Annotated in this window: 9 protein-coding genes; 2 read left to right on the forward strand and 7 right to left on the reverse strand. The window is 44.0% G+C overall.

The features are described 5' to 3' along the window. The first annotated feature begins 159 nt into the window (after positions 1-159). Complete coding sequence (locus F9Y84_RS04950; RefSeq protein ID WP_125254406.1) at positions 160-567, forward strand: hypothetical protein; 408 nt, start codon at positions 160-162, stop codon at positions 565-567. Between the two features lie 12 nt (positions 568-579). Next, on the forward strand, positions 580-1,119 hold the full coding sequence (locus F9Y84_RS04955) for a hypothetical protein (protein WP_128732846.1): 540 nt from the start codon (positions 580-582) through the stop codon (positions 1,117-1,119). Between the two features lie 247 nt (positions 1,120-1,366). Here the strand turns inward: F9Y84_RS04955 and F9Y84_RS04960 are convergent, their stop codons facing one another. The 7 genes from F9Y84_RS04960 to F9Y84_RS04990 all read right to left on the reverse strand — a co-directional run bounded on the left by F9Y84_RS04960 (position 1,367) and on the right by F9Y84_RS04990 (position 13,280). Then, a complete protein-coding gene (locus F9Y84_RS04960) occupies positions 1,367-2,488 on the reverse strand; it encodes a hypothetical protein (RefSeq protein ID WP_147391499.1) in 1,122 nt (373 codons plus the stop codon). Positions 2,489-2,872: 384 nt separating this feature from the next. Further along, entirely contained in the window at positions 2,873-5,383 is a 2,511-nt protein-coding gene (gene hrpB / locus F9Y84_RS04965) for an ATP-dependent helicase HrpB (protein ID WP_147390858.1), read from the reverse strand. Between the two features lie 84 nt (positions 5,384-5,467). Continuing rightward, positions 5,468-7,336 (reverse strand): tetratricopeptide repeat-containing diguanylate cyclase, encoded by a 1,869-nt coding sequence (locus F9Y84_RS04970; RefSeq protein WP_147390859.1) that lies wholly within the window; start codon positions 7,334-7,336, stop codon positions 5,468-5,470. Beyond that, positions 7,336-8,220 (reverse strand): hypothetical protein, encoded by an 885-nt coding sequence (locus tag F9Y84_RS04975; protein ID WP_147390860.1) that lies wholly within the window; start codon positions 8,218-8,220, stop codon positions 7,336-7,338. The genes F9Y84_RS04970 and F9Y84_RS04975 overlap by 1 nt, the downstream gene beginning before the upstream one ends. 406 nt (positions 8,221-8,626) lie before the next feature. Further along, positions 8,627-11,254, reverse strand: a complete 2,628-nt coding sequence (metH, locus tag F9Y84_RS04980; RefSeq protein ID WP_147390862.1) for a methionine synthase — start codon at positions 11,252-11,254, stop codon at positions 8,627-8,629. Positions 11,255-11,263: 9 nt separating this feature from the next. Then, a complete protein-coding gene (locus tag F9Y84_RS04985) occupies positions 11,264-12,343 on the reverse strand; it encodes a homocysteine S-methyltransferase family protein (RefSeq protein WP_147390863.1) in 1,080 nt (359 codons plus the stop codon). After that, positions 12,333-13,280, reverse strand: coding sequence for a homoserine O-succinyltransferase (locus F9Y84_RS04990; protein WP_147390864.1), 948 nt, complete (start codon positions 13,278-13,280; stop codon positions 12,333-12,335). Before F9Y84_RS04990 ends, F9Y84_RS04985 begins: the two co-directional genes overlap by 11 nt. Positions 13,281-13,408: the final 128 nt, after the last annotated feature.

The following is a 13,408-nucleotide window of genomic DNA, read 5'->3' on the forward strand; positions in this document are numbered from 1 at the left end:
CAGTCTCCTTTTCGTTTACTCTCCCAATAATGGGACAATATTCAACAGCGCTGGGACAAGCATGTAGTGCGCGTCGCCAAAGTCTGTAGTTTGTGATTGCAGTTGCTAATTTTTTGAGCTAAGTTAGTCCCTGATACATTAACGAAGGAAAGTAATAAAATGCACCGCTTACTCATCTGCTCTGTTAGTGCAGTACTGGCGCTTTCAGGCTGTAATTCAACTCCACATAACGACACACCCGCTGATAAAAACCTGACTGTTGGTGTGGTTCAAAAAGAAATCAAAAATGGCCTTCCGGCCAGTGACGTCGCTATTGCATTAGGCAGCCCTAATATTGTCAAGACCGATCCTGATGGCAAAGAAGTGTGGATCTATGACAAATTTACCAAAGAGCAAGTGTTTCAAACGAACTCGGGAACATTGGGCTACTTTTCAGGGAATGGCGGTGGCATAGTGTCAACGGGCTATGACAAAAGTAAGGTTAGTACTAAGACGCTCACGGTTGTCATCAAGTTTGATAAGAGAGATACAGTCGAAAAAGTAGCGTATCATACCAGTTCGTTCTAGGAGCAATAATCAATGAACGCCCTAGTAACAGCAACCGTTAAAGGTGTCGTACTTGCGACAACACTGCTTATGCTGAGTGGATGTAAAAGTTCCGCGCCACAAATGTCAACGATGGAAGTGCGTAGCTTACAAACCAAAGAATATAGCGATGCAGAGTCTATTTTGGTTTACCGTGCACTTGTCAACGCACTGCTGGATAGAGAGTTTACTATCAGTGCGTCAGACTCATCTTCAGGTGTGCTAATAGCAAATTACTCCACCACCCAAACCAATACCACCGAAGCGGTCACCAAAGCACTGGCAACCTATTTCACCCTCGGCTTAAACTGGATATTTGGTGACAACAACATGGATGATATACTTACTGTTGATGTCTCTGCCAATGTTGCCCCAATAAAAAGCGGTAGTCGACTTAGGATTAATGCGGTGGCTAAACGCCTAAATAGCGATGGTGAAATCGTCGAGTCGCAAATGATAGTCGACCCTAATTATTATCAGGGTATCTTTGAACAAATAGAAAAGTCGGTGTTCTTAGAGCAAAACATCAACTAAACCCAAAAGCTGAGCCTACTACTCAGCTTTTTGATACCCTTTACGTTACTGCGTTCTGATCTTTAAGCAAAGCTTACATTATACCAATTCGCTTAATTAAGTGGTCTATTTTGAGGCGAGAAAATCTTGTCGATAACGAGGCAAAAATTTTGCTATTTAGTTGTTCTAAATGAGAAATTTTTAACGCTGTTAGCGTCAGATTTACTCCTTCAAATTGAGCAAGTATTAAGTCAAATTGGTATTATGCTCATGAAGCAGTGCGATGATATCGCCAAATTCCCTTAAAGGCTTTACTCGCTAAATAGAAAAATAACAGTGGCATGAGTACTAATTTTAATATTAGTAGCGAAACCACATTCAAAAAATCAATAAATAAAGACTCTGCGGCATTAAGCATATCGGTAATTCCACCAGATACCGCTTTAATTGCTCGACTGAGTGTGCCTTCTGTATCACCTTGAAGCTGCTCATTTAATTCATTAATAGCTTGTTGATGTTGGTCTTTCTCTCTATTAATGAGTGCGATTTGGTTATCTAGCTTTGCCTTTTTACTGTCTAGTTGTTGCTGCTTCTCTATAAGTGGCTTAGCTTCTTCACTTTTAGTAAATGTTAGCCACTGTGACAAACTGCGATTAGCTTGCGCTGCTTCAATGTCTTTTGATAGTGCTTGAAGTTGTGCGCTGAGCTCAGTCGCTTCACCGTGCAGCTGAACTTGTTGATTGGTTAGTTGTTCAATATGCCCACGATGTGTTTGTTTTTGCTCAGTGACCTTGGACTTTAACCTAGCACTTTGGCTGCTGGTCTGCGTCGCCTGTGATTGAAATACATCAACACTACTAGAGACAACTTGGTTTTGTTTATCTATTTCATTATCTAACAACAACTGACTGGTGACGCCTGTCGATAAAATAACGAAAGGTACTAAAAACCGGATCAATATCATAGTCGCTAGTATTTTAGTTCGCACATGTTGCCAAAGCCCCATGTACGAGCACACTATGTAACCAACCACGGTTACCGTAAACGCGATACTAAACATAACATGGGTTGAAATAGAGTATAGAATTCGTTGAATAAACAGTGAGCCTATCGCCAGCTGCATTACATTAGATATGTATTCTGCTAAGTCATTGATAGGATCGAGCAACTGAGCTGGCTGAATACTCGCTACGCCTATGCCGAGTTCTGCCGATTGCAGCAAAGAAATCGCACCATTCACGGTACGAGCAGAAGCATAGACCAATGAAGACTGAAGTAACGCTTCGTCAATAAACGCCATCATCGCAGCGTTAAATGGCGGCAGCCAACTGGCCAACACCAGCATTATTAACAATAAAAAAATAACTAGCTGCCTGCTTTTTATTTGCATCTATTTCTCCCCCTCAACTATAGCCACGCGTTTTATACCAATTTTCTTAATTAAGTGGTCTATTTTGAGGCGAGAAAATCTTGTCGATAACTAGGCAAAAATTTTGCTATTTAGTTGTTCTAAATGAGAAATTTTTAACGCTGTCAGCGTCAGATTGACTCCTTCAAATTGAGCAAGTATTAAGTCAAATTGGTATTACATCAAGCTTAACGAGTAACCGCGTTTGTTGCGAGCGAAGTTTTCCGATAGACTTAAATACAAAGCAGGCCATTTTCAATCATGTCTAATACTTCTGCATAAAAGCTAGATATAAGCCTCTTTACAGCATTAATTTGTGCAGACAAGAACAAGATGGAGTTTTTCCTACCACTCGCCTTTCGTCAACTAATGAGATTTAGGTTTTATCGAGCGACCAGGCTTTTCTTCTAGCGGCTTATCTGGCCAACGGTGCTTGGGGTATCGGCCACGCATCTCTTTAGCTACATCAAAGTAAGAGGTGCGCCAAAAATTTCCTAAGTCACTGGTAGTTTGAATAGGCCTTTTGGCTGGCGACAATAATTCGAAGCGTACCGCAACCTTACCACCAGCCAACATGGGTGACTCTAGCTGTCCAAACATTTCTTGCAGCACCACGGACACCGTCGGACCTTGATGCTCGTCGTAGCGGATCAAGACACGTTTTTCACTGGGTGTAATATAAAATTCGGGAGCCTGTGACGCTAATTGTTGCTGTTGATCCCACGTCAGTGTTGCCTGTAGCAAATTAAAGATGTCCAATTGTTTTAATTGCTTAATAGTATTCACACCGCTGAGATAAGGCAGCAACCACGTATCTAACTGCGCGATTAAATGGGCTTCTGAGATACACGGAAATTCATCCACATGTTCGCCAAGCCATTTCGCTCGTGCAAGCCAAGCTTGACTTTTTGCGGACCAGTTTAATAGCCCAAGTCCTTGTGAAGTTAAAATATCCTTCACACATGACTCAAATTCACAAGCAGGGATCTGACTTAGGTTTTGTTCTTTTAAGATAAGTGCCTGGTAACATAGACGGCGACGCCCAAGTATCGCTTCTTTTTTATTGTCTAGCTGATAATGGGTTTCCTCGCTTAACTGCGAGGCTAACTGTTCAAGGAGTAGGCTCTGGCTCACCGCACAAGCCAGATATACTAGGCCATCTTTGTTTTTCCCATCCACATCACATACCACTAAATATTCCTCACCTTGCAGCGTATCTGCTTCGCGTAGCGTTACGCCTCTACCATTGGCAAGTAAATAACGATTGTCACCGTGAGCACGCTTTTGCGCAGCGCGATCAACAAAGGCATGCAGCAGCAAACTAGCAGTATGGTTATGTATATCAGTAAGTGAGAGGCGTTCGATGTTTAACACAATGCCCAGCTTTTTAGCAAAAGACTTGGCTAAAGTAAGTACAACTTCAGTGGTCGCACGATGTAGGCGGTAAGCACTAGTGGCGGCCTTTTTGTCTTTACTATACTCAACTAATGCCAACAATCGCCGAGCAATATCACTGTTTTTGGCTTGTATTTGAATATCTCGTTCACTTAACATCGCCGCTAACAAGCAAGCAATTTGCTGTTCTTGTAATGTGCTACTTTGCAATAGCATGCTTGCCAACCTTGGCGCAACCCCCAGCGCCAATGCCATTTGCCCAGCGGTTAAAATTTTATTTTGTTCATCAACGAGGTTTAGCGCGTGATTAAGTTGACGGGCAACCGTAAAGTGTCGTTCTGGCGGTGCACTTAGCCAATTAGCATCTTGGTATTGCGTTATACCCCAAGCACTTAACTCCAACGCTAGCGAGCAAAGATCGGTGGTCGTTATCTCTTCTGGCTGAAAGTCACCCAAGGTATTGTGCGCACTTTCTTGCCATAAACGTAAACAGTACCCTGGCTGTAAACGTCCTGCTCGTCCTGCCCTCTGAGTGGCAGAAGCTTTAGATATCATTACCGTATCCAACCGAGAGAGGCCACTTTTCACATCATAAGTCAGACGCTTTTCAAGTCCTGAGTCAATCACACCCGTGATCCCTTCTATGGTCAGACTGGTTTCAGCAATATTTGTGGCAAAAATTACGCGTCTCACCGCGGCACTTTGTTTGCTCAATACTTTCTCTTGCTCTGCCAATGGTAAACCACCGTATAGCGGCAAGCATATAATGTCCTCTCCAAGTGTGGCTTTGCAGGCTTCTATACAGCGTACAATCTCTCCTTGACCTGGGAGAAACACCAAAATATCGCCACTCTCTTGCACCCTAAGTACCTGTTGCAATGCACGCAGAACATGATCAGACAAATACTGCGACGGTTTACCAAAATAGGCGACGTCAACGGGGTAAGTTTTTCCTGGACACGTCAGTATCGGGGCATCATCGAGATAGCGAGATAACAGTGCGGTATCTATGGTTGCCGACATGACTAGCAGCTTTAGGTCATCTCTGTAAGCTTGTTGTACTTCATATGCCAGCATCAACGCTAAGTCAGCATGAATAGAGCGCTCATGAAATTCATCAAAAATAATCAAGCCAACATCCACCAGCTCAGGATCCGCTTGCAAACGGCGTGTTAATACCCCTTCAGTGACTATCTCTAACCGTGTTTTAGCCGACAGACGTTTTTCGTTGCGAATTTGGTAACCCACCCGCTCACCAACGGTTTCTCCTAGCTGCTTTGCTAAATAATGCGCAATAGATTTAGCCGCAACTCGACGTGGCTCTAGCATGATAATTTTTTTATCACCGAATAAGCCTGTCTGTAATAATCGCAGCGGTACTAGGGTAGATTTACCTGCACCCGGCTCCGCTTGTAATACCAAACGACTATCTGAGGCAAGTGTTGAAATAATATCGGGAATAACAGCTTCTATGGGTAACAAAACGGGTCGTACTTTTTAGGTTGTTTTACCCTACATAATACACTTAAATGGCGCCATAATGTATGCTATTGCCTGCACAGCTTGTTACCCCGCTTTTCGAGAATAGATAAGATCAGCAAGATTTGAGAGCGTGCTCAGTCTCCCTGTTTGTAAATACGTCTGTAGGTTATGTGCAAGTGGACTGCTGCCGCTAAGCGCCTCACCCTCTCCTGCTAAAACACCGACCCACGCGTTTCTGCGCGATGCTTTTGCAAGATATAGCCCACCATCAGCCAATTCTAGTACGTGCTCCCAGCCAAGCTTTTCAGGCTCACTAGGGTAAAAAGGAAAAGGAGCGAAGCCGATTGAGCAAGTACAATTGATAACTTGGTCATTGACGATAAAAGGGTAAATTTCCACTTGCCGCCTGATCCGCTCCATCACTTCCTGTGCTGCCACATAGTCTAAATCAGGCATCACCAACAAAAACTCTTCTCCACCCCAGCGAACTATCGTGTCTGACTCACGGGTGCACTGCTTTAAAATTTCAGAAAAATCTTGTAAAACTATATCACCAGCGGCATGACCAAAAGTGTCATTGATCCCCTTAAAGTGATCAATATCTACAATCACAAAAATAAGATCTGCACTGCCTTTTGGCTGCGCACCGTGCCAAACTTGACGGCATGCTTCAATTTTACTGTCAATCACACTAAAAAAATGATGGCGATTATTAAGTCCTGTCAGGCTGTCTGTAAAGCTCAAGGTTTGCAGGCGTTTGTTGCGCTCAGCAAGCTCTTCTGTTCGTGCTGTGACTTGGCTTTCAAGTCGTTTGGTGTACTGCCTATTTTGCCAGCGCCAATAAATCACGGTGATAAGCGTAAAGGTAAGTAGTGCAATTAACAGCCAACGCTGCTGATTGAGCCTTGCATTCTCAATCTGCTGTTGGTGAGCAATAATAAGCTTTGCCTGCTGAGCATTATCACGCTCAAGTGCATCAAGCGCTTGTTGTTGCTGCGCAAGCGAATACTGCGCTTCGAGTTTCAAAAGTTTGCTATTACGCTTTTGCAAATTTAACGACTTTTCAGTCACAGTATATCGCTTTAGGTATCGATGCGCTTGTTGATAGTTACCTTGCTGGGCATACGCTGCCGCTAATATCCATTGAAGCTGAGACTGAAACAGCAAAAATCGCGTACCTAATGTGATTTCTAATCCCTGTTGAGCAAGTGTTATCGCATCTTGATATTCACCGGCTTGTAACGCGATCCGCGCTCGCTGCACCGCAGCCATAATGCGCATCCGCTGATTCTTCATCAGGTAGTTTTGTTCATCCAACTTTTGGATAATTGCTCTTGCTTGTGGGTACTTACCGAGCTGCAAATACGCCCATGAACGCGTTAAGCTTAACTGTGCGATAGTTTCTTGACGAACAGAGGAAGCTAACGGCGTGGCTGCGGTTTTAAGTGCCAATCGATATGCGCCTTTATCCATATATAGGCGTGCTTGCCAGAGCATAATCTCAGCATGTATCTGCGCGTTATCGTCAATTGTTTCTATCAATTGTAACGCTTTGTCTAAATACCGCTGTGCAAGATCAAAACTTTCAAGGTCGATATCTAGATGTGCAATGGCAAGATAAGTCGTGGCCTTAAGCATAGTGTTAGCTTCAGATCCAGCGAGTTGCAAAGCTTGTTGATGCAGATCCAGCCCAGCTTCAAACTCACCAAAGTGTTGCACTACACTCCCCTCAAGCAATAGGGTTTTAATTTGCAATTCTTTATCACCCTGCCCTCGTGCTTGCTCTTTGAGGGCACGAATACTGGGCAATAGCGACAAATCATAGTCTTCTTCCACTGAAAGTAGCAAAGCATCGTACATCTGCTGCATGTGTGCTTTAGATTCATAAGCCAACGTACCAAAGGACGGCAAAAGTGCAAAAACGACACCAAACACCATAAGCAAAAATTGCATCAATCTACCTCAACTACCATTTTTGCATTAGCCACCTGCCAATTCGCAACCCTTTTGTTAATAAAGCCAGACTCAGTAAGTGCTCGCTTTATGATCCCCCTTTGCTTTAATACGTGTAAACCACGATTTAGCGCTGCAAATATTTGCTCACCTTCAGGGTGATTTTTACTAACAACGAAATGGCGAGAATCGGGTAATACAACTTTAATGTCTTCTATAGGAACATATTCTTTCCCCTCAAAGGTTAACACCAAAGAATCGCTCACACTGAAGTTGATCAACATGGTATCAACCACATTGCTTTCCACCATCTCTAACATAGTTTCCCATGGACCTATAAAACTCACCATGTGTAAATCTGTATTCATCAGGGCTCGCCAATCAACTGCCCATCTCGGGTTAGAAACCACATCAAGCTGCCTCAATTGGGACAGTGGAGTCTGTTGCAACGCGACATTGCGCTTTGTAACATACAAACCCGCCTCATATTCACCAACCTCAACAATAGGCTCAGAAATAAATAATGCGCCTCGATAATCTACGATACTTTCATGCCAAACACTGCGGGCCAGAATTAAGCTCTCTCCTGCTATCAGATCGGAAAACTCTAAAATATTGACAGATGGTTTTGGGTTGAATACAACTTGGCGGGTTTCGCCACCGAGAAACAGCGCTTGTTGCAGTAACACCATTTCGATGATTTCGATATGAGATCCCTTGGTTGTGGGATGAAAGGTGTCAACATCTAACACATGACGACCTGCAAGAAAGTCTTCGTAGCGTTGACTGAAATTTTCACTGCTAATGATGTCTACAACAAGCTGGTTGCTTCCCCAGCTAATGGGCGAAATAAACAAAAGCCAACATACCCACTTCATTTTCATTGTTGACGAAAACCTTATTATTAACAGTTATTCAATCTAGTATACGTTAGTTTAGTCTCCATTGTTAACCACAAAACAACATTATCTAATAAATTTGGATGCTTAATTTATCTAGCTCAAGGTTTGAATTTGGAGCTATGTTAATTATTTTATTTAAGTGGTTTATTTTGAGGCAAGAAAATCTTGTCCGTCACATCGCTTTCACGTCCTGATCACGCCGAGGTAACTACATCTGTAGGCAAGGCAAAACCTTACTATTTAGTTATTCTAAATAAGAAATTTTTAACGCAGTTAGATTTCTGCCTTCAAATTGAACAAGTATTAAGGCTGATTGGTATCAGTCATAGGATGTGTTGTTTAGCGCAATAAAAAGCCCTATAGAAATAGGGCTATATCATCATCCAGTTTATGTCGTTTCGTAGCCGAGGTTTGGGCTGAGCCAGCGCTCAGCTTCCGCTAATGACATCCCTTGGCGCGTCGCATAATCTTCAACTTGATCTTTTTGAATAGTCGCAACGGCAAAGTACTTAGAATCTGGATGCGAGAAGTACCAACCCGACACCGCAGCTCCCGGCCACATGGCGTATGAACTAGTCAGCTTCATACCGATACGGTTTTCGACATCTAACAGTTGCCAAATTTTTTGTTTCTCGGTGTGTTCAGGGCACGCAGGATACCCTGGCGCCGGACGGATCCCTTGATAGTTTTCACGGATAAGTTCTTCGTTGCTGAGCGCTTCATCCGCAGCAAATCCCCAGTGCACTTTACGCACTTGTTCATGCAAGTATTCGGCAAATGCCTCGGCTAAGCGATCTGCAACTGCCTTAATCATAATCTTGTTGTAGTCGTCTTGCTTAGCATCAAATGCCTCTGCTAAGTCATCTTCTTCAAGACCACCGGTGACGGCAAATGCACCGAAATAATCAGGAGTGCCTTTAGGTGCAATATAATCCGACAAACAATAGTTAGGAAAATCAGTTTTTTCGGTTTGCTGGCGCAGCTGACATGACGTAACCAAGACTTCACTTCGTGACTCATCTTTGTAAATCTCAATATCGTCACCCACGCGGTTAGCCGGGAACAAACCAATCACACCAAGTGGCTGCAAACTACCATCTCGCTCTAGTTGATCTAACATGGCATTGGCATCATGAAACAGTTTTTGCGCCTCTTCACCAACCACTTCGTCTTGCAGAATACGTGGATATTTACCAGCCAATGACCAAGTCATAAAAAATGGCGTCCAGTCGATGTAATCGCGCAGAGTTTTGATGCTCACATCTTTAAACTCAGTGATCCCCAACTTACTTGGTACCGGTGGCGTATAGTTTTGCCAATCAAGTTTTGCAGCATTATCCCGAGCTCGCGCTAAGGTAACCGGTTTTGAGCGTGGCTTTTTACGCGCTTGTTGCTCTCGCACTTTGACGTATTCATCCGCGGTTTTTGCCAAAAATTCGGGCTTTTGGGTTTTACTTAGCAGGCTAGATACCACACCAACCGCGCGACTGGCGTTATTGACGTAAATCACACCTTTGTCGTACTGAGGTTCAATTTTAACTGCGGTATGGGCTTTCGATGTGGTAGCACCACCAATAAGCAATGGAATATCAAAGCCGCGGCGTGTCATTTCTTTAGCGACATGCACCATTTCATCAAGAGAAGGCGTAATAAGGCCAGACAAGCCAATGACATCAGCATTTTCATCAATGGCCGTTTGCAGGATTTTTTCTGCTGGCACCATCACCCCTAAGTCCACAACTTCGTAGTTATTACATTGCAGTACCACGCCCACGATGTTTTTGCCGATGTCGTGTACATCGCCCTTAACTGTGGCCATGATCACTTTACCGTTACTTGAGCCCTCTTCTTTTTCTGCCTCAATGTAAGGGTCGAGGTAGGCCACCGCGCGCTTCATCACTCGAGCAGATTTCACCACTTGTGGCAAAAACATTTTGCCCGCGCCAAACAAATCGCCAACCACGTTCATACCATCCATCAGAGGCCCTTCAATCACTTGGATTGGCTTATCAAACAGCTGACGACAGGCTTCGGTGTCTTCGTCAATAAACTCTGTGATCCCTTTAACTAGCGCGTGTTCCAAGCGTTTTTCAACTGGCCAAGAGCGCCACTCTAGATCTTCTTTTTTGTCTGCTTGCGCCATACCTGAATATTTGGGCGCTATCTCAACTAATCGCTCGCCAGCACCAGCGTCGGTATTGAGGATCACATCCTCAACGGCATCACGGAGCTCTTTTGGAATATCGTCATACACTGCAAGCTGACCGGCGTTAACAATCCCCATATCCATACCCGCTTTAATCGCATGGTACAAAAATACAGAGTGGATAGCTTCACGCACGGGATTGTTACCGCGGAATGAGAAGGATACGTTCGATACGCCCCCAGACACTTTACAGTGCGGTAAGTTTTGCTTGATTCTGCGCGTGCCCTCGATAAATTCAACGGCGTAATTATCGTGCTCTTCAATCCCCGTGGCGACCGCAAAAATATTTGGGTCAAAAATGATGTCTTCTGGCGGAAACCCAAGCTCATCAACCAAGATTTTGTAAGAGCGCTGACAGATCTCAAACTTTCTATCTGCGCTCTCCGCTTGACCAACTTCATCAAACGCCATAACTACCACGGCTGCACCAAAACGTTTGATAATTTTAGCTTGATGAATAAATGGTGCCTCACCCTCCTTTAAGGAGATTGAGTTTACGATGGCTTTACCTTGAATACATTTCAGGCCCGCTTCAATGACTTCCCATTTAGACGAGTCAACCATGATGGGAACTTTTGAAATATCTGGCTCTGACGCTATCAGATTGAGAAACTTTACCATCGCTGCTTTTGAGTCCAACATGGCTTCATCCATGTTGATATCAATTACCTGAGCACCATTTTCAACTTGCTCTCTGGCAACATCTAATGCAGTTTCGTAATCCTCTTCTAGAATAAGGCGCTTAAACCTTGCTGAACCCGTTACATTGGTACGCTCACCGACGTTAGTAAATACTGCTGTTTGTGTCATGGTGAATTCCTAATTTAAGTTACAGGCTTCAAGTCCTGCCAAACGCATCCGCACTTCGATGTCAGGCAAGCTACGCGGCGGGGTTTGTGCAAGACCACGTGCAAAGGCGCTAATATGCTCAGGTGTGGTGCCGCAGCAACCACCAACTATGTTGATAAATCCTTCTTTACCCCAATCGATAATTTCTTTTGCCATGTCATCGGCTTCTAAGTCATATTCACCAAACTCGTTGGGAAGCCCAGCGTTTGGATGCACAGAGGTAAACGTTTCACATACCCGTGATAGCTCTTCTACATATTGTCTTAGTAAATCTGGGCCTAGCGCACAATTCAGACCAATGGAAATGGGTTTAATATGGCGAATGGAGTTATAAAACGCCTCTGTGGTTTGCCCTGACAGCGTACGCCCTGACGCGTCGGTTATAGTACCTGAGATCATCACAGGTAATCTCACCCCAGCTTGCTCAAAAGCTTCCTCCACGCCATAAGACGCGGCTTTGGCATTCAGGGTATCAAAAATAGTCTCAATCAAAATAAGGTGCGCACCGCCTTCAATAAGGGCAAGCGTTGACTCGACATAAGCTGCAACCAACTTGTCGAAAGTGATATTGCGAAAACCAGGGTCGTTTACATCAGGAGAAATGGAGCAGGTTTTTGATGTTGGACCAAGTACACCTGCCACATAGCGAGGCTTGCTGGGGTCTTGGGCGGTAAATTCATCGCACACCGCACGTGCAAGCTTCGCCGATTCGAGATTAATCTCTCGACTCAGGCTTGCCATATCATAATCTTCCATTGAGATAGTGGTGGCATTAAAAGTATTGGTTTCAATGATATCCGCGCCAGCAGCGAGATAATCACGATGGATCTGCTTGATAATCTCAGGTTGTGTCAAGCTTAGCAGATCGTTGTTACCTTTGATAAGGACATGCCAATCTTTAAAACGTTCACCACGATAGTCCTCTTCTTCTAATTTGTGCTTTTGGATCATTGTACCCATCGCACCGTCTAAGATCAGAATACGTTGCTGCATTGCTTGCTTAAGCTGCGCTGCAATTTGCTCACCGTTTACGGCTACATTATTCGGCATAATTGTTAGTCCTTACATCTTGGCTAACTAAGTTAATATCATAAGGTGTGGTTTGGTAAACATAGTAGTTTAACCAATTTGAGAATAACAAAAACGCGTGACTTTGCCATGTTTTGGAGGGGCGCTTTGTGGTGTCATTCTCAGGAAAATAGTTCTCGGGCAGTGGTGCATTAGCCATTTTCTCACAGTCACGTAAATATTCTTTTTGTAACGTGTCAGCATCATACTCTGGATGACCGGTGATATAGACTTGGCTGCCGGAATGGTTTTTTATTAAGTAAGCACCCACTTTTTCTGAACCAGCTAAAATTACAAGGTCTTTACATGTATTAATTTTGTCGACATCAATATGGCCATATCGAGAATGAGGCACTAAAAATTCATCGTCAAAGCCGCGAGTCAGCGCCCCGTGGTCAAAATAACAGTGGTGCTTAAACACACCGCACAGTTTGTCCTCTTTGAGTTCCCGTTTTAAGCCATAGTGATGATACAAACCGGCATGCGCTGCCCAGCAAGAAAAGAGCGTTGAAGTAACATGGTGCTCTGCCCAATCAAAAAACGCCTGTAACTCTTGCCAATACACCACATCGTCATACTCAAGATGCGCCAGTGGTGCGCCAGTGACGATCAAGGCATCATAGTTTTGCTCTTTTACATCTGAAAAATAGCGGTAAAACATGTCTAGGTGTTGCTCTGAATTTTCAGAACTGCGGTGAGTGTCTAGCCGTAGTAAATCGACATTCACTTGCAAAGGCGTATTGGCCAATAGCCTAATAAATTGCACCTCAGTTTCCACTTTATTTGGCATCAAGTTTAATATGGCAAGTCGCATAGGGCGGATCTCTTGCGTTGATGCACGGCTTTGTGGCATCACAAAAACATTTTCATGACGCAGTTGGGCAATGGCTGGGAGTTCGTCGGTGACGGTGATTGGCATGCGCTGCTCCAGACTAATCGAATGGCATTATTATGGACAAAAACAGGAAAATTTCAACCTCTAGATGTATGGACGTCCAAAACCCCATAATAACGATTTGATCTCGCTCCCTCCCCATTTTTTGTTCA

The sequence above is a fragment of the Pseudoalteromonas peptidolytica genome, assembly GCF_012641745.1.
Classification (GTDB): domain Bacteria; phylum Pseudomonadota; class Gammaproteobacteria; order Enterobacterales; family Alteromonadaceae; genus Pseudoalteromonas; species Pseudoalteromonas peptidolytica.